Raw genomic sequence first — 21,502 nt, forward strand, 5'->3', positions numbered from 1 at the left:
TACTAAATTTGTTAAAGGAGGAAGGATAATAGTAAACATAGAATATATTAATGAATTAAAATGTTTAAGAGGTGAACATGGTGGCAATAAAACAAGACGAAATTAAAGTAGTTGTCGGAGCTGGAGTGTTTAATAATAATCCAGGTTGGATTCAAACGCAAGAAGATGAACTTAACTTACTAGATAAAGCTACGTGGGAAGAAAGATTTGAATACAACTCTATTTCAGCTATTTTAGCTGAGCATGTATGGGAACACCTTACTTTTGAAGAAGGTGTAAGAGCAGCTGAAATTTGTTATGAATTTTTAAAACCATCTGGTCATATTCGGTGCGGAGTCCCTGATGCATTCTTTCAGGATGAGGCATATCAAAATATAGTTCAAATAGGGGGCCCCGGTCCGAAAGATCATCCAGCAGCAAGTCATAAAATCGTTCATAATTATATAACATTAACGAAAATGTTTGAAACTGCTGGATTCGAGGTAGTTTTACTTGAATATTGTGATGAAAATGGTCGGTTTTATTACAACGAATGGGATGCAAACGACGGTGTTATTTTCCGTTCGAAAAGGTATGATTCTAGAAATAAAGGCGATAAACTTGGTTTTCCATCGCTAATTGTCGATGCGATTAAGCGCTAATCATTCAACAAAAAAAGGAGTTAATCCTATGATTTCATAAGTCGCAAATGCGGCTTTTTTATTTGTACATAAATCTATATTTAATTTTCAATATTATATAATTCGATTTAGAAAATATTTAAGTTTTTCTCAGCACCATTCACTTTAAATTAACACTTCGTTGACATAAATATTTATTTTATATTTATATTCGTGTAAAATGAAATGGGAACATATATTCTATATAAGGAGACAATCAAAATGATAGCTGAAATTAGGAAACTAACTGATGGATATATTGTAAAATTTGAACGCCAATTTCCATATACGGCAGAAGAAGTTTGGTCTGTATTAACAGAAAACAGTAAGCTGAAAAAATGGATGCCCAATTTACAGATTGAAAGCCTTAAAACTGCTGGAATAATAAAGTTCGACATGATGGACGGTTCATTCATAAATATTGATATTTTAGAGTGTCAACTAAACTCAGTACTTGAATTTACTTGGGATAAAGACCGTGTCAGATTTGAAATACATAATGAGGAAAATGGTACTCTTTTACTTCTTAAAGAGTACATTCATGAATTAACAGATCATACACCGAGAGATGTAGCTGGTTGGCATATTTGTTTAAATCTTTTTTCTTTCGTTTTAGAAGGAGAAGAGAAAGAATTTTCTAAAGATGAATGGCAACAGTGGTTTGAAATATACAAGGATAAGATTCATGAAGTGAGAGGATAATTGCATAATAGGTAATATTCATTATGTAATTATTATATTGTAAAAATGCTTTTGTGAATAAATAAGAATAGAGGTTAATATGAAAGTAAATCAATTAATTGCTAATAACATAAATAAATTAGATGCAACTATACCGTTTAATAAATCGTTTGGAATTGCTGGTTTATCTGGATCGGGTAAAACAACTTTTTGCCAAACAATTGGTGAAGAATCAAAAAAACGATTAGTTTCTTTATTACCAAAGGCTGAATATCAATATTTATTTCCTAACATTATGGAAACAAATTTTAGTGCCATTAAGATGGAAGAAATGCCTTTAGTACTTTTTCTAGGAAAATCATCGATTTCGTCTAATCCGCGTTCAACGATTGGTACTCATACTGGTGTTTTTACAGAGGTTCGGGAAAAACTTGCTGAAGTATTTAATCTTTCTCCAGAGGCCTTTTCATTTAATAATCAATTAGGCTGGTGTACTGGTTGTAAAGGCCGTGGTACTACAAAAAATGTTGAGTGTAAAAAATGTAAGGGAAAACGTTATAGTGAAGAAATTGAACAACATGAAATTGATTTGTTGGCCAAGCCACATTCAATTTCAAATATTAATGATTTAAGTGTTGAATCTATTCTTTCACTAGCAAAAGAGTTAAATATTAGTGAAGAAAAACAGCATATACTGCAAAATATTATTAATATGAACATTGGTTATTTAACATTAAATCGAATTATGGGTACGTTATCAGGTGGAGAGTTAACACGACTTTATTTGGCCGAATTCATGGCAGTAAGTGAAAATGCTGTAATTATTATTGATGAGATTTCAGTTGGACTTGATCATGAAACTTTATTACAAATTTTAGAAGAGATTAAACGATTAGGGTGTAAAAATCAAATTTGGCTTATTGATCATTCAGATACAGTACTAGATACATCTGATGAGCAATTGTTCTTTGGACCTGGTAGCGGAAAATATGGCGGGAAAATTGTGAAAGAATCACCAAGACCAAAGTCAATACTGTGGGATCGAAATAAAGAAATACCAACAGAATATTATACATTCTATGATTTATATTGCCGTAATATCCAAATGGAGGAGTTTCAAATTCCTAAAAACAGGCTTGTAACGGTTACAGGAGAATCAGGATGTGGGAAATCTACACTTTTCAATGAATGTCTAGCTACAGATTTCTTGAAAAGATATCCAAAAGATAAATTAGTTATGGTGGGACAAGACCGAAATCAATCAATTACAAGTCGATCAACTGTAGCAACTTTCCTAGATATTAAAAAGAAACTAACAAAGTATAGTGAAGACATTGATGATATTTTTGAGCGCTCGATTGAGGATATTATTGATGAACTTCCAAATGAAGATATCGCTTATAAACGTTTGAGCCTACTAATTAAATTAGGACTTGGCTATTTAACATTAGAGAGAAAAACACAAACATTATCGACAGGTGAGTTTCAATGTGTTCATTTAGTTTCGGAATTATTTGCAAACACTAGAAATCCACATACATTATTCATTTTTGATGAGCCTTCAAAAGGTTTATCACAAAATATTTTAAATCAATTTATCGATAGTATTAGAGGTATTCTGCAAGATGAATCAGTTTCTATCATTATGATTGAGCATAATCGTTACATGTTAGAAAGCTCTGATTATATAGTTGATTTTGGAAAAAGGCAGAATGAATCTGTAGAGCATTTGGATGTTGTTAATCATGAGGATTACTATCGTCAAAAAAGTAATGTGAATAGCACAGAGAAAATAAATATCTCTTCAATGCTTAAGCAGAAAAAAGGAGTTCACTATTTAGAAGGAAATCATATTAACTATTTTAAAAATGCCGAAAATGTTTATAAGGGCGGTATTTTAAAAAGTTTATCATCAATGGCTAGGTTAATTTATGGTGAATATGAATCTGATACAATCGCACCTGTTATTGCTATTGATCTTGAAAGACATTTATATAGTCAATATAGTTTCTTATATGAGATTGGTGGATTAATTAATCATATTGTAGCTGCTCATCCAATTAATAAAGATACGAGAAGTTTTGATTTCTATTCACAGGACAATCATTGTCCATCTTGTTCTGGACGTCTTCAAATTGAAGTTTTTGATAAAGATATTGCCATTCAAGATAAAAGTGTTCCATTTTGGGATGGGCTATTCGATCCAGAAATCATGAAGGTATTAAAGTTTTATCAGCATGAAAAAATAGAATTTCTATTCGAAGAAATAAAAAATGAGCTTGGTCACGATTTGTCAAAGAGCTATAATGATATGTCAGAAGAAGAAAAGCATACGTTTTGGTACGGATATTTTGAAAAATCATTTTATGATAAAAAAGGAAAGACACGCAGAACATGGGTAGGATTTAATACAATTATTGGTGGATATATTGTTATTTCAAAAGCACCTATTAAAGAAGAAATTAAGAGTTCAAAAAAAATGATGAAATGTCCAATTTGTGAGGGGACGGTTTTAAATCATCATAAGCCACTTAAATTTGGTAACGTAGATATTCGTGAAATAATCAATCAGCCTATTAATAAAGTATTGAAAACAGTTGGTGATTTACCGGCACTTGTTAAATTGAAGTCTATTGTTGGTGGCGATATGGTATTGACAGAAGATGTTTCTTTATTGCCAAGAAAAGCACAAGTTGCACTGAAGATGTTTGAATTAGAACAAGCAAGCTTTTCAAACTATGAAATGGTGTTACAAAATGTCTTACCATTCTGGGGCGAAATAAAAGGAAATATCGAATCCATTAGTATTAATAATCAAGTAACTGTTTGTGATTTCCCTAATGTTTATGAAACGAGAGAAACCATTATAGATAAGTATTTCACAAATGGTAAATATAAAAAACTTACGTATGTATACGAAGCGTTTGGATACAAAAAATTAGTTACCCAAATTAATAAAATTAAAAAGAGTAATCCATGTCCATTTTGTAAAGGTAAGAAAGTGATAACCGAAGATAATCTACATGATGGTGTCTTTAAACTAACAATTCCATGTGTAACTTGTAATGCAAGTGGTATTAATGACGAAGGGTTAAAAGAAGTTGTTGAGGGCGTGGATGTACAAACGTGGTTAACTGGAAAAGTAAGTGATGTTGTGAATGAAAGCTTATTAACAGAAGCTGTTGGACAAATACCAATTTTTAATCGCATACGTGAGTTGGATAAACGAGATATGATGGCGGTTTATGAATGTCTTGAGAAAAATAACTAGTGATGGATTGTCAATTGCAGTAGTCATAAAAACAGGAATATAGGTTTTTAATTATATAAATATAACATGTTAAATTGTTATTTAAATCGTTAAAAATAGTTGACCCTCACACAATGTCATTGTTTAAGATAAAGTTGAGCTTCAAAGTAGATGTAACCTATAGGAGGAAATCATGTTTAAAATAGGGGATTTTTCAAAACTATCTTCCATTAGTATACGAATGTTGAGACACTACGATAAAGTGGAATTACTACAACCAGTAAAAGTCGATGAGCAGAGTGGATATCGATTTTATTCAGCAGACCAATTAAAAAAAGTAAATCAAATTCAAACGTTAAAAGCTATGGGGTTTAATATTGCTACCATCAAAGAAATAATAGAATGCGATAATATAGATACCATAAAAGAGCAATTTTTAAATCGTAGTGCTCAAATTAAAGAAGACATGAATAACCTCCAAAAACAATTACGTCTCCTCGAAGACTCAATGAAAACGATGAGAGAGGATGTTGTTGAGATGAATTATCATGTTTCAATAAAAGAAATTCCAGAAAGAACTGTAGCTAGTGTTAGAAAGATTATTCCATCGTATAATTGCGAAGGTGATTTATGGAGTGTATTAATGCAAGAAATTCAAATGAAAAATATTAGTATTGCCCAACCGAGTTATAGTATTGCGGTTTTCCATGATCGTGAATACAAAGAAAATGATGTAGATATAGAAATACAGCTAAGTATTCTAGGTAAGCACGAAAATACAAAAGACGTTACATTTAAAAATATGGAATCGACTAATGTAGCTTCTATAACAGTTAATGGAAGTTATGAACAGATGACAGCTGTAAATGAGGCTGCGGCAAAATGGATTGAGACAGAGGGTTATAAATTAGCAGGCCCGATGTTTAATATTTATCATGTGAGCCCAGCGATGGAAGCGGATCCTAATAAGTGGGTTACAGAAGTTTGTTATCCAGTTAAATGAAGATAAAGAAAAAAGGCATTATTTATATGTCTTTTTTCTTTATAAACTTATCCATAAATATCAAGATAAATTACTTCTTGATTTGATTCGTCAACTACTAGCACGATTGAATTTGCAAATGTACAAAATGAGCGGATTATAATGGATTCCTTTAATGAATCTTCTAAAAACCAACCTGTTGGTAATAAAGAAATGCAACCATCTTTTTGGAAATTTCAGCAATGTTTACATTAGCAACAAAATCCACCGGAATAAGGGGCTTTTCTCTTAAATAATTTAATGGTATGTGTACCCTCCATCAGGAAATAATACATTACCCGTAGTAAAACTATTTTGCATTAAATATAGGACAGTATGTGCAATTTCATCATTAAATCCAGCTCGTTGTACAAGTGAAAGAGATTTATAAGCTTCGTAAGCAACTAGTCTATTTTCATTTTGTTCATTTTCTCTTTGTATTGTTCCAGGAGAAACCACATTAACTCTAATAGGAGCTAATTCCACAGCTAAAGCCTTCCCTAAACTTTCAATAGCACCATTGCAAGCTCCATAAGCAGGAGCGCCTTTAAGTGGTCTTTGACTAAATGCACCAGACATTAACACAATCGATCCAGAGTTTGAAAGAAAAGGAATTGCATATTTTACGGCATAATATTGAGGCCAAAACTTTCCGATGAAGCTACTTTCAGCAATTTCCTCTGTAGAGGTAATCGGTCCAAGTGTGTAAGAGGCTCCCGGTGTGAATAAATGATCAAAGTTCCCAACTATCTTGAAAAAATTTTGTAATTGCTCTTTATTTTGATTATCCAATATATAAGTTTGAAGATGATTGTTATTTATTACTTCTCGAGCAACTTTTAATTTTTCTTCCGAGCGTCCGGCAATAATAACATGTGCGCCTTGTTTAATTGCTTGTGTTGCTGTTGCTAATCCAATACCAGAACTCCCGCCAATGATAACAATACGGCTATTTTTTAATGTAGTAATAGACATATTTTAGCCACTCCTTTAATAAAAAATTTAGAATATAACTAACTGTGCTATGCTTTTATTATTCGCTAAAAGGGAGCAAGTGAAAAGTACGCACTTTATATGTACATAGTCGCAAATTTCGTACTAATCGCTATACATGCGGATAAGTAATAGGAAAAATTTCTAAATATGGTTTATCCGGCATTAACGGGCAGTAAAACTCTCACCTCAAAGTTAGGAAAATGCAAGGAAGTTAGGTAAGAGATCAATAGCCCGTAAAAGCCCGATTGGTTCAACTAATAATCAGTGTGGGATGAACAAAACCCCCACTGATTAAAGTTTCACTTTATGATATCTGAGGAGAGGTGAGAAAAATGGATTTACAAGAACCGAAGTTAAAAGGGGTAATAGCAACATTACAAATAATCGGTGGGAAATGGAAGCCACTCATTTTGTTTATTTTGCTAACAGATGGAATGAAACGTTTTGGTGAATTAAAGCGATTGATACCAGATATATCTCAAGGGACGTTAGCGAAGCAATTACGTGAATTAGAGCAAAATCAACTAATAAAACGCGAAATTTATCAAGAAATACCACCTAAAGTAGAATATAGCTTAACTGAACATGGAAAAACAGTCAGTACTGTTTTGGATAGTATGTGTAGTTGGGGAAGAGGGCATTTAGAATATATAGATAAAGATAAACCATAAAAATGTTATGTAAACTTATTGTAGTGTGAAGGGAAATATTGTTTTAATAATTTGTATTTTATAATATATAATTAAGGAGTGTCGTAGGTTATTATACATATTTAATTTATTTTTACAAAGGGGAAGTAATAAGATGAACGAATTAGAGTATAAAAGCTTCTATAATAAAGTAGGAAGATTAAATGGATGGGATTTTAGCAAAATAAAATGTGAAACTGTAGGAGATACATGGGACTTTTATAGTGAGGTAAAAGAAAGGTGTAAACCATCACATATTTTACTTGATGTTGGTACAGGCGGAGGAGAAAATGTACTTAACATAGCATCATCAGTTAAATTGTTGATTGGAATTGATAATTCTAACGGCATGATTGCAACGGCACATTCTAACTTGAAAAAATCAGGTGTACAAAATGTTGAGTTTCTTCAAATGGGTTCTGAAGCTTTAACATTTCCACATGCACATTTTGATATTGCTTCAAGTTGTCATGCCCCGTTTCTGGCATCTGAGTTAGCGAAAGTAATGAAAAAGGGTGCCTTTTTCTTAACACAACAAGTAAGTGAGAATGATAAATTAAACCTGAAAGAAGCATTTGGTAGAGGACAACGCTTAGGTGAACGGGATGGTACTTTAAAAGAAAATTATATGAATGAACTTATTAGTGCAGGATTTGATCTCGTGCAAGTACGTGAATATGATGTTACTGATTATTACAGTAGGTCTGAAGATCTCATTTTCTTATTAAAACATACCCCTATTATTCCTAGATTCGGAGAACAGGAAGAGGATTTTACTATTTTACAAAAGTTCATTGATACGTATAGTTCTGAAAAAGGGATTCGTACTAATTCAAAAAGATTTATGATTATTGCTGTTAAATTATAATGTATTTTAGTGTAAAAGCTGCTTTTCATTTAAAGAAAAGCAGCTTTTTGTGTGGAAAAGAATACAGGAAATACTTGAAAATAATGGAAATAAATAAAATGTAAATTAAAAAATCAAAATATGGAGGATAAATGTTTTGAAACGTTACTATATTAGCAATGAAAAAATAAATGTACATATTACTGAATGGGGGAATAATGACAAGCCCGTTATCTTTTGTTTACATGGATTAGGTAGTACGAGTTTAAGTTTTATAGAAATTGCTGAGGAATTAAAAGAAGAGTATAGATTTATCTCCGTTGATGCACCTGGACATGGTAAAACACCCCCATTTGAAAGAACAGAAGATTATGAGATGCACAATTTAGCAAATTGGTTAAATGAAATAATAAATGAATTGAGAATCGAATACTTCTATTTTCTATCGCATTCATGGGGAAGTTTTGTAGCGTTATTTTATTTGTTAAATCATCCAGAAAAAGTACAAGGAAGTATTCTTATTGATGGTGGATATCAAACAAAAAGGCTTAAAGAAGAAACGTTGGAAGAAGAAATTGCTTATTATGAAAAGGACTTTGATAAATATGTTTTTAATAATTGGGACGAATTTTTCAAAAGTGAAAAAGAAGCTTATACTAGATGGTCTTCATTGTTAGAAGTTGCTGTAAAGGATCTAGGGATCGAAATGGATAATAAAGTATGGTGGCATGCCAGGGGGAATACAGCTAGTAATATAATAAGAGGTATGCATAAAGATGAAACAATAGATATATATGAGAAGCTACCGGCTAATATTGTATTACTTCGAGCTACAGTCCCACAAGTTTGGGCGGATTATAGAGATAAGACAGTAAATGTTTTTAAAGAGAAAACGGACAGTATAGTAAAAGTAATTCCTGATACTACCCACATGTTGCACTGGGATAAACCAGAAATTGTTATAGCGGAAATAAAAAATAATTGGAGCTAACATATTCATACTAAAGTTGTAGTTTCTATATGAAAAATCCATCCTTCCGTTTGATTTTATCTATTTATAAGTGTAATACAATACGAATAGATAATAAGAAATGAGGGGGAATGTAAAGTGATTACACATATATCAGATATAAAACTACAGACGGTTTCCATAGAAGGGGTAAAACAAGTTTATAAGGACATATTATCTTTTCCAATAAAAAAAGAAACAGCATCCTTCATTCAATTTGAAGTAACACCTTATACAACAATTAGTTTTCAAGAAGTGTATGAACCAATCGCACCTGCACATTTTGCTTTTGAAATTCCATATTCAAAATTCCATGAAACAGCAAAATGGTTAAAGGACTCTGGATTACTCATTGTAAAATGGCAAAATGGAAATGTAATTGGTGAAGAGAATGGTCTATTCAATTTATACTTTAAAGACGGAGATGGAAATCTACTCGAAATTATCGCACATAGTTATGTTAAAGAGGATGTATTAGTACCACACTCACCTTTAAACATTTTATACGTAAGGGAAATTGGTCTTCCTGTTAAAAGTGTACCTGTTTTTACGGAATGGTTAAAATCAAATCTAAATATGAAAACGATGGAAGATGGGGATATTTTTAACTTTGTTATAGGTGGCACTGCATATATCGTCGCGACTTGGTGGCAGCGACCTTGGATTCCAATCGCGATGAAAGCTCTATCACCGAAAGTATACGTTTCTTTCGGAACACCAGACGTCGCATTTTTACAGCGAATCCAAAATAACTTTAAGAAAAATAGTGTATCATTTGAATGTAAACGTAATGAAGTATCATTTATTGAGCAAGGATATACATTTTCAATTGTGCATACATCAGAGTTTCATTCTGATATTCCTAAACAATTAAACTTACCGCTTTCTATTTAAGGATGGAAAGCGGTAAGTTTTTTGTATATTCGTGAAGAAGGTTTTAGCTAGGATTATAGTGAATTTAAAGAGAAGTATAAGGTGTTATTCTAATTTATGTTAAGGGGGGAAATAAAGTGGTTTTAGGTAATCCAATTGCAAAAGGGAATACAGCAGAAATTTATTTAACTGATGATAAGGTTGTAAAATTATTTAAATATTACCTCCCAGATACAGAGTCTATGAATGAAGCAAAAAAAACAAAAATATGCGTATTCATGTGGGTTGCCAGTTCCAAACGTATTTGAAGTGAAAAAGATACAAAATAGACAGGCAATTATTATGGAACATGTAAAAGGGGACAACATTGGTGATCTTCTGCTTAATAATTTAAATGAGGCAGAGCGTTATATCAGTCTTTGTGTTAATGAGCAAAAAAAGATCCATGCTATACATGTAAATACAGATGAAATGGAGTTAATGAGGGAAAGGTTAGAGCGTCAAATTAAATCTGTGCATAAATTGGATGAACGCAAAAAGAAGGATATATTACAAAAATTAGATTTTATTACATTTGATTTTAGGCTATGTCATGGAGATTTTCATCCATTTAATTTGATTTTGAGTAAGGAAGAGAAAGTGAAAGTTATAGATTGGGTAGATGCTAGTTCAGGTGATATTCGCGCAGATGTATTTCGAACATACTTGTTGTACTCACAATCTTCGGTAGAATTAGCTGAGATGTATTTACATATATATTGCAGTCGTACCGGCATATCAAGAGATGAAGTTTTTCAATGGGCTCCTATTATTATTGCAGCTAGATTTTCTGAAAAAGTATCACCGCAAAATGAAGTGTATTTGAGAAGATTATTGAATCAGTATTTATAAGTCATAAAAAAGGTTGTCAGCTAATTAATAAATGCTGTTGTTTAACCAAAGTTTCCTTGCAGTTAAACAACGGCATTCTTAAATATTGATATAGGTATTCTTATTTTCGATCTTCATCCTATAAAGGTTCATAATCCGTACTTGTTCCTCCGTTAATTCTTCTTTATCCCAATACATATGCATTAAGCTATATTCAAAAATCTCCTTTAATTTAATAAATAACGGAAACTTGTCTTTCATCTCTTTTGGTAGCCTTCAAATAGTGCTTTTGTAATAGAATACTCATAGTCAACGATATTCCCATTTCCAGCAAATGAATATTCTATCGCACTATAAATAGGAACGGCTAAATCGAATATGTAAAAATGTTTTTGGAATGAATCCAAGAGAATATCAACTTAACAAAATGCCTATCCAATCATTTGTTAAACTAAATTTAAATAAAGAAGGGGCGTTTAAAATGAATATTTCTAGAAAAATAGAGGTTGAACAGTTACGAAATAGGAAGAGTGAGCTATTTGATAAAGAGGTACTTAACATATTAAATGGTCAAGTTATGTATGAAGAATTTAAAAATAAAAAGCTAATGGATCATTCTGATTATGCACCATTTAATGAGGCAATGTGTGTGAACCCTGCTACTACACAAGTTTTTGATGAGGATTTTATTAAAACAAGAGCGGAAGGACATAACAGTTCAGTAGAAAGTTATATAAAAAAGGTTATAGATCCGTTAGAAAACCTTTTTACGAAAAAGTATAAATGTATTGTTCTATGGTTTGGTGAAGATATGTTTTGCCAAATGAACTTACTTACCATACTTTCTCACCTTGAACAGTCTGTTTATGAAGGGAAGGTATACTTAAATAGCTTTAGAGAGGATGAATTTAAAGTAAATCAAATTGAACTTGAATTGGGGAAGTATTCTTCTATATACAATGAAGTATTAGTAAACCATAAAAAGACCTCTCATAAGGTACCACCTGTAATGTATCAGGCTATAGACTTATTTTTAGAAATGTTAACAGAAGATAATCCAGTAATGAAATTCATCTCTAAAAATAAAGATTTATCAACTCGTGAATTATTAATAAAGTTGTTTTATCTTTTTCCAACAATCGGATATGGAGATACTCAGTACATAGAGCTGATTAATAAAATAAAGAAGAAAGCTACACCAAAAATATAGGTGCAGCTTTCTTCTTATAATTGCTCAAGTAATTCTAATTCTTTTTCTACAAATAGCATTAGTTCTTTAATTGTTTCACCAGAAAAATCAAAACGAATACCGGCTGCATCATACACTTCTTTTATAGATTGCGAGCTTCCTAGTGATAATGCCTTTTTATAATTTTCTAGCGCTTGCTTAGGATCCTCTTTATATTGTTTATACATTTGTAATGCACCAAGTTGGGCGATCGCATATTCAATATAATAAAATGGTACTTCAAAAATATGGAGTACAGGTAGCCAACTCGTTGCTATCCAGTTTTCGTAGCCATCAATATGTATGACGCTAGACTGATAATGTTTTTGAAGTTGTAAGTATTTTTCATTTCTTTCTTCAGAAGTATGACTTGGATTTTCATACAGCCAGTGTTGAAATTGATCGACAATAAGCATAATAGGTAAATATGAAATAACATCTTTAAAGAAGTTAATTTTTGCTTGTTTTAAATCTTTTTTGTCTGTATAGAAGGTATCCCAATAATTAAGCGAGAATAACTCCATTGTCATACTGGCTAGCTCAGCTGTTTCAGCTGGAATTTCTATATACTGTCGTAATTTTAATGGTTTTATGAGTTTGTTATGAATACTATGACCCATTTCATGTATAAAAGTGACAATATCATCTTGTGTATAATTTAAGTTCATAAAAATATAAGATAATTGTGAAGCTGGTAAGTACTCACAAAAGCCACCAGCTGCTTTTCCTTTGCGGCTTGTTAAATCAAGACAATTGTGTTTATACATTCGGTTTAAAAGTGCTGAAAATTCAACATCTAGTTTATTAAAGATATGAGTGCTCTTTTCAATTAAATCATTTTCATTTGCAATAGGTTTAAGTACTTTTTGATCTGGAGTTACAGCTGATACATCCCACGGGCGAAGTGTATCCAATTGCAGTTTATCTTTTTTCTCTAGCAATATTTTATCTTTAAGAGGCACAACATACTTACGTATGGATTCAGCTAGTTCATAGCAATCTATCGCTGAATAATCAAAACGCTCGTATTTTTTGAACATATAATCGCGATAATTCTCTAGTTGAATATTTTTTGCTTTTTGATGGCGAATTTCAATTAATTGATTTAATATGTTTTGGAGTTCTTTTTCAACAGATAAAAATTGTTCAGAAATAATGGTTTTTGCCTTTTTACGGGTGTCACGATTCGAATCTTGTAAATAGGATTGTAATTCTGTTATCGTTTTTTCTTCTCCGTCCCAAATTCCACTTAATCCTCCAGTGATTTCAAAGTACTCTGTGACTAATTTGTCTTCCTTTATTTCTAATTCGATATTTTCCTCACAAAATAACTTTTGAGCATTTTTTATTTTTGTATCTAATAAACCATATACATTAGAATCTAATTCCATTCGAAAAGGTGACTCTAAATATTTATTATCCAATAAATTTTGGTATCGCTTTAAAAGTGGCTTTACAAATTGTTGATCATGTTCAAAAGTATCCTTTATTTCTTCATCATCCGTATTACATTGAAAGGCGATGTAATGTGATCTTAATTGTTCTTCGATGTCCCAAATTACTTTTGACTGCTCTTTTAACCAATTTTCAAGGTCTAGTTTTGAAGAAATCATTTTATTTAATAAAGTCGAAAGAGTTTTTTCCAATTGTAGTACATTACTAATATCAATCGTATTTACACGTTGCATTATATATCCCTCACTTTTTATTTATTCATAGAGATATTCTATTTATTAATTGTAATTCCCTTGTTAAGTGGGGTAAATGTGAAATAATGTTAAATTTAATAATTAAAGAAGGTATTTATATGTCAAAGTAAAAAGTTTATCGTAAATGAAAATATATGGAGGGGTGCTGCATGAGAAAGGGAAAGAAGTTACTTGTATTTTTATTTCCACTTGCTTTATTATGTGCCTGTGAGAATGACATTGAAGATGCTAAAAGTGAAGATTCTATAGTGATGGATATTGCCACAGCAGCGGTAAAGGAGGAATCTTTTTTTAGTGCTGCTATAAGAGATGAAAAAGAAAGAATATTAGATTTAGAGATTGCTGATAGCGAAGATAGTAACGAAATAAAAAATGATATTAATAAAAGATTGGTGATACAAGGTGTAACGTCTTATAAAATCAATATAACTCAAAGAAATAGAGAAGTTGTAAAGGCAGAGAGTAGATGGAATCAAGTTTTTGGACATATATTTGATGACGTATTCAGAAAAAATGGATATGAAGGGTTTGGTATTCAGCAAATAAATTATAAAAAGAATCAACCTGTTACCATTGATATAAAAACTAAGATTAGCGATGATGAAGTAGGGGCGAGAGAACTTGGACAGAAAATAGAAAAAGAAGTTGAAGTTGTACTTAAAACAGAAGCAGTAAAGAAATGGATTGAAAATGATTCATATGCTATTGGGATTTACGATATAGATGATCGGAAAATTAAGGAATGAATGCTATATGAATGAAAAATCGATATAATTAAATATAGAATTACTGAAGGAGGTGTAAGATGTATAAGTATTTACATATTTTAAACGACATAGAAAATATGATTCAAAATGGAGAAATAAGAGAAGGAAAGAAATTACCGTCTATACGGTCACTCGTTACGCAATATGAATGTAATAAGGCAACAGTTATACGTGCGCTTCATGAATTAGAAAAGCGTCACATTATATATTCTGTCCCTCAAAGTGGATACTACGTTGTTAAAAAATCAGAGAGTACTATAGAAAATAACGAGATAATTGATTTTGCCTCCTCAGCACCAGATCCAGATGTTTTTCCGTATTTAGATTTTCAACATTGTATTAATAAGGCTATTGATACGTATAAAAATGATTTGTTTGTATATGGAACGCCGAAAGGCTTACCATCTTTAATACCAGTTATTCAAAAACAACTAGCAAATTATCAAGTCTTTACAAAAGAAGAAAATATTTTTATAACATCAGGTGTTCAGCAGGCACTTGCTATATTAACTTCTATACCATTTCCGAATGGAAATGAAACTGTATTAATTGAACAACCAACATATCATCTATATATTGATTATCTAGAAATAAATAAAGTTCCTGTAATCGGTATTAAACGTACGAATGAAGGTATCGATTTGAATGAATTGGAGCAAATATTTCAAACCGGAAAAATAAAATTCTTCTATACGATACCGAGATATCATCATCCGCTTGGAACGTCTTATTCTAAAGATGAGAAAGAAAAAATCACACTATTGGCTAAGAGATACAATGTATTTATAGTGGAAGATGATTATTTAGCAGATTTAGAAACTGATTCAAAAGCAGATCCATTATATAGCTTGGATAATTGTAGTCATGTCATATATTTGAAAAGTTATTCGAAGATTATTTTTCCAGGTTTACGGGTTGGAGTTGCGGTCATTCCACCATCCATTGCAAATGCGTTCTATACATACAAAAAGATACTAGATATTGATAGTCCGATGATTTCTCAAGCGGCTTTAGAAATTTATATAAAGAGCGGTATGTTTGAACGTCATAAAAGTAAAATTAATTCTTCCTACTATAATAGATCAATAAAACTAGCAGAAACATTAGAAAAAGTGCAAAATGAAGATCCATCATTATTTACATATAATAGACAAAACACATTTGGAATACACACTTGTTTAGAAATGCAGAAAAACACAGTTACAGAAACACTTATACAAAAATTAGGTGACAGGCAAATAAGTGTCGATACTATTGATAAGAATTATATGAGGAATTTTCCTAAAGAAAAACTGTTAAAGTTAAATGTTTCGAATGTAAAAGAAGATAAGATTGAAGAAGGTATTCGTAAAGTAATTGAGGAAATCAAGCAATTAAGACAGTTTAATTTTCAGTTTAGAAAAGAATAATTTGAATTAGGAGGTTCGTTGTGAGGCGCAAAATCATTCTCTTGTTTGTATGTAGCGCTATAGTGGCAGGTGCAATTGTTGTGATTACATATTATAAAAAAGAGGATTAATGCATAGCAGTTGCAAAGTATTCAAGAGGTATTATCGTAGATTAAAATAACGAACCTATAACTAATGTGAAAATTTATGAAGATTCAATTGAAAGTAAGATGCGTAGTATTTCAAATGCACAAGGTGAATTTGAAATACCACATGGAGTTTGTGGTGAAATTGCATTAAAATTAGTTACTCAGAATGGGGAAGTCTATACGAGAAAATATGATAAGAATCATGTGTAAGAAGAAAACTAAAGGTGAATAAAATGAAACCATTACAGAGAAAAGTAGCAGTTGTGGACGGAGCAACTATATATGTAACTGAATAACTATATGTTTTTTAAGAGCGCTCTTAGAAAAGAGTGCTCTTTTTCATTAATGTAAATATTTACTTAGCATCTTTTTAAAATGATTTTTATCATAATTTACATATTGCGTAGCTGTATTTCGTATTGGATCTCCGGCATAAAATCTTTCATACAATTCGTGTCTAGATCCTAATGGACTTCCAATGATATCCCAGGCTAACTTAAATAATTTTGTGCGTTGTTCGGCATCTATATTCGTTCCTTTAAAGTGCTTTTTCAATAAATTAGCTATCGGACTTTGGAAGTCATTCGAGCTCGAAGGAAGTTGAATGAACCCACCTGCTCCAATTAATTGTAAAATTTCTATTGCACGGGGATAATATTTGGAACCAAGATTCCTTGCAGTTTCAATATATTTAAAATTCGGCAAATAAGTTTTCGTTTCATTTGTAGTACCTTCAACTTCTGCAGCAATTAAAAGTGCGCGAATTGTTTCGATTTGCATAATTAATTCCCCAAGCTTCTCTTGAACATGCAAATAAGTAGTAGCACCGATCGCTTCAGCAATTTCACAAGCAATTGCAGTTATAAATTCTAGCTTTACTACTAATCGTACAATTGCTTGGTGATAAGCTAAACTACTAGAAGCTACATCTGACTTTATTGCCCATAACGCTTCAGGGTTGTTATATAGTAAGACTCGTTCCCATGGTACAAATACATTATCAAAGATTAATAGTGCATCCATTTCATCGTACTGTGAGCTAAGAGGGGAATCAACTGTAATTGAATGTGTATTCGCAAATGGTTCTCTACAAACCATATGTAATCCAGGGGAATTGGCTGCCACGATGAGAAAGTGAGCTAAATCTTTTTGAGTATCAGTCAGTTTTGCTAATGGATAGATTAATAAATCATTTGAATAAGGAGAAGCAGTACCAATCATTTTAGCACCACTTAAATAAATTCCATCAGAAGTTTTTTTCGTAACTCTTAGTAATCCTAAGTCGTTTGTATTCAACATTGATTCTGTAGATCGATTTATTTGTGGATCACGTTGAACTACGCTTAAGAATAAGTGATTATCTCTTGCTTCTTCATAATAAGATGTAATTTTATCTGGAAACTGTGCATCGAATTTTTTATAAAAATATTTTGATACGTACCAGCCAGTAAGTCTCGATCTTGCGTAATCAGATAGTCTACTCATTACACCGTCTGTAGCATAACTCCACGTTTCAAAAGCGGTTCTCCTCATTAATAATTCGTTATAGGAATTCGGAACTAAAAAGGCTGTATGGACAAATTCTTTCGTTTTTGGACTAACATATCCAACAGAATCTCTTCGTATTGGATCATCAAACAATGTAAATAAATTAGAAATGGTACTTAATGTTCCTGCAAAATGTTTGTCTGTAGTTACATCTACTTTTTGTCCATAGAGCCAAACGTTACGACCATCTTGTAAGCTCTTTATATAGTAATCTTTCAAATTTTGCATATTTCCTCCTTCTAAAGACTATTCATATATTTGGACATCTTTTAATGGTGGGGAATATACGTGGAAAGTTATTACTGCTGAATCTGTAGCATTATACATTTTATGCACAGTATCTTTTTTTACTGTGAAAATATTTCCCTCTGTAAACTCTTCAATCCGCTCGCTATTATTTTCGTACGTTATATTTTGTAACGTACCATTGACTATTAGTATACATCCTACAGATATTCCATGATCGTGCACAAAGGTCTTTGCTTTGCTGGGGAAATTTAATACTAAAATCTCTACGAATTCAGACTGATAGATAACGTTCCTTCCGTATTCAAGATTAACTGGTGAAGTAATAAAAGGAGCTATTTTATGAAGTGAAATATTTAATGATTGAATAGTGTGTATTAAATTGAACGTATCGTAGTTACATAGGTTATTAAATGCCTTTCTTATGTTATGAATCAATTGCATGTACAACTTCCTCCTAAGCATTTGCAGTGAAAGAAAGTAATCTCCTATTATATCGTGTGTAGTCGATTACATAACATTGTATTGAATAAATTCAAAAAGGTGACTGGTTTTAATTTGGTAATATTTGCTCTGGACTACATGGTAATTAATTCCTTTTTTATGGTATGCTTGAACTATAGCCCGCTTTCTATTGGAAAGGTGATGAAATAAATGGCAGTTCTTTTAGTGGATAATCTATATCAAATGTCTATTGTTTTACTGATCTTATGTTCATTTTGTTTTTATAGATATTTAAAGAAAATAAAAAGGGAAAGAAAGCTTACAGGTTTTGAAATTACGATGTATATCGTGACGCAACTTGCGTATTTCATTTGGGCGGCAACGACTTTTCTTAAAATGTTATCAGAATAGTAATCTTGAAGTATTAGACGCTGAACAGAAAGGTACAGGAGCATTAAAGGTATAAACGTGGGCAAGGGTAATTTATCATCTATTAGGTAAATAAATTTAGTCGAAATTTAGATGGATAACAATATTACTTATAACATCTTTATAAAAAGAGAGGATATAAATGGAACAATATAAGTTAATTGTAAAAGGGCCTAAACAACTTGAGTGGGAAACAAATGAAATTAAGGACATACAGGACGATGAAATTATCGTTAAAACAATCGCAGGATCGATAAGCATTGGGGCCGAGTTACCACAGTATAATGGATCCGATGTTACAGATCCGCATCCTTTTTATCCAAGAAAAACTGGATATGAAAGTTATGGTGAAGTGATTGAAGTTGGTAATCAAGTAACACATGTAAACGTAGGTGATAAAGTAGTTTCTTTTTATGGACATGAAACGATAGGGATAGTTAAGGCGCATAAAGTAATTCGAGTGCCTAGTTCTATACAACCTAAAATTGCTTTATTATCTATTCTTTCATGTGATGCCGCTAAAGGAGTATTGAAACTAAACCCGCGACAGGATGAAAAAGTACTTATAATTGGAATGGGAGTTATTGGTTTACTCGCTTGTTATTTCTTAAAATACTATGTAGGCATTGAGCATGTGGATGTTGTTGAGCCTAATAAAAATAGAAGAGATTTTGCAAAGAAGTTTGGTACGAAAAACATATATGATTCAGAAGAGAAAATAATAGAAACATATAATTATGGTTTCGAATGTTCTGCTACAAATAGTGGGTTCCATACTTTGCAAAAAGCTCTTAAAACTAATGGTGAAATATGTATACTGTCTGATGGTAATATAGAAGAACTAACATTAACTGCTAACTTTTATCAGAAAGAATTACAAATTATTGGATCAAGTGACGGATACGATTATCAAAAACATGCAGATTGGTTTTTTGAAGAAATAGGAAAAACACCATTTATAGAGGAGATCTTTCAACATGAAATACATTATACTTCACTCATACAATGTTTTGATGAATTGAGTTTAGGGATAATTAAACCATTAAAAGTATATGTTTCATATGAATAACGAAAAAATGAGCAAATATTTGTCACATACCTTACAAATGTTTCGTCACATTTATGATTATTAAATGAGGAGGAACATATATGAAAATATTTGTAGCAGGTGCAACTGGTGTAATAGGACGTTCTTTATTGCCAATGTTAATAAAAAATGGGCATACGGTGTTTGCGATGATTCGTAATACTTCGCAAGTAGAAGCAATGAAAAGGGTGGGTGCCATACCAGTAATAGCTGATGTATTTAATAGAGAGGCTGTATTTTCTGTATTAGAAGAAACAAATCCCGATGTAGTTATTCATCAATTAACGTCATTGTCATCATGGAATTTTGAGGATAATGCAAAAATTAGAACAAAAGGCACTCGTAACCTTATCGATGCCGCTAAAAATGTAGGGGTACAGAAAATAATCGCTCAAAGTATTTCATGGGCGTATGAACCAGGGGATACATTTGCGACTGAAAAAGACTCACTACATATTACTGCTTCTATGCCTCGGCAAGTCACTGTTAATGGCATATTGAAATTAGAAAAAGCTGTTACTGAGTTACCTGAATCGGTTATACTTCGTTACGGCACATTATACGGACCAGGAACATGGTATGCGGAAAACGGATTAATAGCAAATCAAGTTCGTAATAATGAAATTATCGCATCAGACGGGATAAGCTCGTTTATACATGTTGAAGATGCTGCAAGAGCTACTATGCTATCCCTTAATTGGCCTTCAGGAATCGTAAATATTGTAGATAATTATCCAGCAACTAGTAAAGAATGGTTACCAATATATGCAGCAGCGATAGGGGCACCTAAGCCTAAAGTTCAAGATGGGAAAAATAGTTGGGAAAGAGGAGCTTCCAATAATAAAGCACGTAAAGAGTATGGTTGGATACCTTTATTTCCATCATGGTCTGAAGGATTTAACAACTTAATAGGTAAGTAAAACACACCTTTAATGGGAATGATAGTAAAATACACCATTAAAGGATTGGGTTATTATGAATATAATTTGGGAAAGTATTATATTAACTTTTACTGGAATAATTGTTTTGAAAATGACAGGTAGTACATCTGTCAGCCAAATGACCAGAGCTGAAATCATTATAGTTGTATCAATTGGCCGTATTATTGTAGAACCTGTATTAAGTAGAAAAGTAGTCCCATCTATATTCGCGGCTATCATATTTGCAAGCATATTACTTATCATTCATTTCTTTGAATTGAAATTAAGGAAGGTGGAACAATTTTTAAATGGAAGTAGCATTATAATTGTTGAAAACGGAGAGATTGTAAAAGAGAATTTGATGCAGGCAAAAATGTCGGAACAACAACTTTATATGCAATTAAGAGAAAAAGGGATTCATGACGTAAAGAGTTTACAGCAAGTTACAGCGGAACCGAATGGTCGTATTGGTTATCAATTAATAAAAGAAGCACAACCAATAACTTTAGAAATGTTAGAAAAAGTATTAGATCGGTACAATATAAAAAGATAATTTCTCGTGAGAAAAAGCCAATACTATAACGGAAGTATTGGCTTTTTTATTTTTCTACAAACGTAAGGATTAATAAAATAGGGTGGATTTTAAACCAATCATTATAATAGATATGGGCTTATAATTGTGCTATATTCAA

General features: G+C 31.7%; 19 protein-coding genes and 3 pseudogenes. 17 read left to right on the forward strand and 5 right to left on the reverse strand.

Annotation, left to right across the window (positions count from 1 at the left end):
* Positions 1 to 77: 77 nt before the first annotated feature.
* The 4 genes from ACUL40_RS04635 (at position 78) to ACUL40_RS04650 (ending at position 5,593) form a co-directional block, all read left to right on the forward strand.
* The gene (locus tag ACUL40_RS04635; protein ID WP_000225721.1) at positions 78 to 641 is read left to right on the forward strand and encodes a class I SAM-dependent methyltransferase; all 564 of its coding nucleotides are present in this window, start codon (positions 78 to 80) and stop codon (positions 639 to 641) included.
* Between the two features lie 240 nt (positions 642 to 881).
* The gene (locus ACUL40_RS04640; RefSeq protein WP_000559863.1) at positions 882 to 1,361 is read left to right on the forward strand and encodes an SRPBCC family protein; all 480 of its coding nucleotides are present in this window, start codon (positions 882 to 884) and stop codon (positions 1,359 to 1,361) included.
* 79 nt (positions 1,362 to 1,440) lie between these two features.
* Entirely contained in the window at positions 1,441 to 4,611 is a 3,171-nt protein-coding gene (locus tag ACUL40_RS04645; protein ID WP_445422852.1) for an ATP-binding cassette domain-containing protein, read from the forward strand.
* A gap of 172 nt (positions 4,612 to 4,783) precedes the next feature.
* Entirely contained in the window at positions 4,784 to 5,593 is an 810-nt protein-coding gene (locus ACUL40_RS04650; protein ID WP_000472640.1) for a MerR family transcriptional regulator, read from the forward strand.
* 276 nt (positions 5,594 to 5,869) lie between these two features.
* Here ACUL40_RS04650 and ACUL40_RS04655 read toward each other — a convergent pair whose 3' ends face one another.
* Entirely contained in the window at positions 5,870 to 6,586 is a 717-nt protein-coding gene (locus ACUL40_RS04655; protein ID WP_000029108.1) for an SDR family oxidoreductase, read from the reverse strand.
* Positions 6,587 to 6,939: 353 nt separating this feature from the next.
* Here ACUL40_RS04655 and ACUL40_RS04660 point away from each other — a divergent pair, with 353 nt between their 5' ends.
* The 5 genes and pseudogenes from ACUL40_RS04660 (at position 6,940) to ACUL40_RS04680 (ending at position 10,916) form a co-directional block, all read left to right on the forward strand.
* Positions 6,940 to 7,278, forward strand: coding sequence for a winged helix-turn-helix transcriptional regulator (locus ACUL40_RS04660; RefSeq protein WP_427260207.1), 339 nt, complete (start codon positions 6,940 to 6,942; stop codon positions 7,276 to 7,278).
* A gap of 133 nt (positions 7,279 to 7,411) precedes the next feature.
* Positions 7,412 to 8,164, forward strand: a complete 753-nt coding sequence (locus ACUL40_RS04665) for a class I SAM-dependent methyltransferase (RefSeq protein WP_445422853.1) — start codon at positions 7,412 to 7,414, stop codon at positions 8,162 to 8,164.
* A gap of 136 nt (positions 8,165 to 8,300) precedes the next feature.
* The gene (locus ACUL40_RS04670) at positions 8,301 to 9,134 is read left to right on the forward strand and encodes an alpha/beta fold hydrolase (protein ID WP_445422854.1); all 834 of its coding nucleotides are present in this window, start codon (positions 8,301 to 8,303) and stop codon (positions 9,132 to 9,134) included.
* A gap of 117 nt (positions 9,135 to 9,251) precedes the next feature.
* Positions 9,252 to 10,046: a VOC family protein gene (locus ACUL40_RS04675; protein ID WP_000627924.1), complete on the forward strand. Its 795-nt coding sequence runs from the start codon at positions 9,252 to 9,254 to the stop codon at positions 10,044 to 10,046.
* Positions 10,047 to 10,162: 116 nt separating this feature from the next.
* Positions 10,163 to 10,916, forward strand: a pseudogene (locus tag ACUL40_RS04680) (aminoglycoside phosphotransferase family protein).
* 78 nt (positions 10,917 to 10,994) lie between these two features.
* Here the strand turns inward: ACUL40_RS04680 and ACUL40_RS04685 are convergent.
* Positions 10,995 to 11,290, reverse strand: a pseudogene (locus tag ACUL40_RS04685) (protein kinase); the annotation flags it as partial.
* Positions 11,291 to 11,292: 2 nt separating this feature from the next.
* Between ACUL40_RS04685 and ACUL40_RS04690 the strand changes: the two are divergent.
* On the forward strand, positions 11,293 to 12,105 hold the full coding sequence (locus tag ACUL40_RS04690; RefSeq protein ID WP_427260204.1) for an AraC family transcriptional regulator: 813 nt from the start codon (positions 11,293 to 11,295) through the stop codon (positions 12,103 to 12,105).
* Positions 12,106 to 12,119: 14 nt separating this feature from the next.
* On the opposite strand, the gene ACUL40_RS04695 is transcribed toward ACUL40_RS04690, so the two are convergent.
* Positions 12,120 to 13,811 (reverse strand): M3 family oligoendopeptidase, encoded by a 1,692-nt coding sequence (locus ACUL40_RS04695; protein ID WP_427260203.1) that lies wholly within the window; start codon positions 13,809 to 13,811, stop codon positions 12,120 to 12,122.
* A 170-nt stretch (positions 13,812 to 13,981) separates the two neighbouring features.
* On the opposite strand from ACUL40_RS04695, the gene ACUL40_RS04700 reads away from it, so the two are divergent.
* The 3 genes and pseudogenes from ACUL40_RS04700 (at position 13,982) to ACUL40_RS04710 (ending at position 16,346) form a co-directional block, all read left to right on the forward strand.
* Positions 13,982 to 14,578 carry a DUF4030 domain-containing protein gene (locus ACUL40_RS04700; protein ID WP_427260202.1) on the forward strand — a complete coding sequence of 199 codons (597 nt, stop codon included), beginning with the start codon at positions 13,982 to 13,984 and terminating at the stop codon, positions 14,576 to 14,578.
* A 59-nt stretch (positions 14,579 to 14,637) separates the two neighbouring features.
* The gene (locus tag ACUL40_RS04705) at positions 14,638 to 16,008 is read left to right on the forward strand and encodes an aminotransferase-like domain-containing protein (protein WP_000280124.1); all 1,371 of its coding nucleotides are present in this window, start codon (positions 14,638 to 14,640) and stop codon (positions 16,006 to 16,008) included.
* Between the two features lie 113 nt (positions 16,009 to 16,121).
* Positions 16,122 to 16,346, forward strand: a pseudogene (locus tag ACUL40_RS04710) (hypothetical protein).
* Positions 16,347 to 16,478: 132 nt separating this feature from the next.
* Here ACUL40_RS04710 and ACUL40_RS04715 read toward each other — a convergent pair.
* Together ACUL40_RS04715 and ACUL40_RS04720 are read right to left on the reverse strand one after the other, a co-directional pair.
* Positions 16,479 to 17,912: a 4-hydroxyphenylacetate 3-hydroxylase family protein gene (locus ACUL40_RS04715; RefSeq protein ID WP_001180384.1), complete on the reverse strand. Its 1,434-nt coding sequence runs from the start codon at positions 17,910 to 17,912 to the stop codon at positions 16,479 to 16,481.
* Positions 17,913 to 17,930: 18 nt separating this feature from the next.
* On the reverse strand, positions 17,931 to 18,374 hold the full coding sequence (locus tag ACUL40_RS04720; protein WP_001176009.1) for a cysteine dioxygenase: 444 nt from the start codon (positions 18,372 to 18,374) through the stop codon (positions 17,931 to 17,933).
* A 210-nt stretch (positions 18,375 to 18,584) separates the two neighbouring features.
* On the opposite strand from ACUL40_RS04720, the gene ACUL40_RS04725 reads away from it, so the two are divergent.
* The 4 genes from ACUL40_RS04725 to ACUL40_RS04740 all read left to right on the forward strand — a co-directional run bounded on the left by ACUL40_RS04725 (position 18,585) and on the right by ACUL40_RS04740 (position 21,363).
* A complete protein-coding gene (locus tag ACUL40_RS04725; RefSeq protein ID WP_000279689.1) occupies positions 18,585 to 18,785 on the forward strand; it encodes a hypothetical protein in 201 nt (66 codons plus the stop codon).
* 160 nt (positions 18,786 to 18,945) lie between these two features.
* On the forward strand, positions 18,946 to 19,872 hold the full coding sequence (locus ACUL40_RS04730) for a zinc-dependent alcohol dehydrogenase (protein WP_259593226.1): 927 nt from the start codon (positions 18,946 to 18,948) through the stop codon (positions 19,870 to 19,872).
* Positions 19,873 to 19,952: 80 nt separating this feature from the next.
* Positions 19,953 to 20,810 carry an NAD-dependent epimerase/dehydratase family protein gene (locus ACUL40_RS04735; protein WP_427260200.1) on the forward strand — a complete coding sequence of 286 codons (858 nt, stop codon included), beginning with the start codon at positions 19,953 to 19,955 and terminating at the stop codon, positions 20,808 to 20,810.
* A gap of 55 nt (positions 20,811 to 20,865) precedes the next feature.
* On the forward strand, positions 20,866 to 21,363 hold the full coding sequence (locus ACUL40_RS04740; RefSeq protein ID WP_001021701.1) for a DUF421 domain-containing protein: 498 nt from the start codon (positions 20,866 to 20,868) through the stop codon (positions 21,361 to 21,363).
* Positions 21,364 to 21,502: the final 139 nt, after the last annotated feature.

The organism is Bacillus sp. KNSH39, from assembly GCF_052656585.1.

Bases quoted from the DNA above. Each gene is read 5' to 3' on its own strand.
- ACUL40_RS04720 (WP_001176009.1), bottom strand. From the start codon at position 18,374: ATGCAATTGATTCATAACATAAGAAAGGCATTTAATAACCTATGTAAC.
- ACUL40_RS04690 (WP_427260204.1), top strand. From the start codon at position 11,293: ATGAATCCAAGAGAATATCAACTTAACAAAATGCCTATCCAATCATTT.
- ACUL40_RS04695 (WP_427260203.1), bottom strand. From the start codon at position 13,811: ATGCAACGTGTAAATACGATTGATATTAGTAATGTACTACAATTGGAA.
- ACUL40_RS04705 (WP_000280124.1), top strand. From the start codon at position 14,638: ATGTATAAGTATTTACATATTTTAAACGACATAGAAAATATGATTCAA.
- ACUL40_RS04635 (WP_000225721.1), top strand. From the start codon at position 78: ATGGTGGCAATAAAACAAGACGAAATTAAAGTAGTTGTCGGAGCTGGA.
- ACUL40_RS04700 (WP_427260202.1), top strand. From the start codon at position 13,982: ATGAGAAAGGGAAAGAAGTTACTTGTATTTTTATTTCCACTTGCTTTA.
- ACUL40_RS04715 (WP_001180384.1), bottom strand. From the start codon at position 17,912: ATGCAAAATTTGAAAGATTACTATATAAAGAGCTTACAAGATGGTCGT.
- ACUL40_RS04735 (WP_427260200.1), top strand. From the start codon at position 19,953: ATGAAAATATTTGTAGCAGGTGCAACTGGTGTAATAGGACGTTCTTTA.
- ACUL40_RS04645 (WP_445422852.1), top strand. From the start codon at position 1,441: ATGAAAGTAAATCAATTAATTGCTAATAACATAAATAAATTAGATGCA.
- ACUL40_RS04655 (WP_000029108.1), bottom strand. From the start codon at position 6,586: ATGTCTATTACTACATTAAAAAATAGCCGTATTGTTATCATTGGCGGG.
- ACUL40_RS04665 (WP_445422853.1), top strand. From the start codon at position 7,412: ATGAACGAATTAGAGTATAAAAGCTTCTATAATAAAGTAGGAAGATTA.
- ACUL40_RS04660 (WP_427260207.1), top strand. From the start codon at position 6,940: ATGGATTTACAAGAACCGAAGTTAAAAGGGGTAATAGCAACATTACAA.
- ACUL40_RS04725 (WP_000279689.1), top strand. From the start codon at position 18,585: ATGGCAGTTCTTTTAGTGGATAATCTATATCAAATGTCTATTGTTTTA.
- ACUL40_RS04740 (WP_001021701.1), top strand. From the start codon at position 20,866: ATGAATATAATTTGGGAAAGTATTATATTAACTTTTACTGGAATAATT.
- ACUL40_RS04650 (WP_000472640.1), top strand. From the start codon at position 4,784: ATGTTTAAAATAGGGGATTTTTCAAAACTATCTTCCATTAGTATACGA.
- ACUL40_RS04730 (WP_259593226.1), top strand. From the start codon at position 18,946: ATGGAACAATATAAGTTAATTGTAAAAGGGCCTAAACAACTTGAGTGG.
- ACUL40_RS04640 (WP_000559863.1), top strand. From the start codon at position 882: ATGATAGCTGAAATTAGGAAACTAACTGATGGATATATTGTAAAATTT.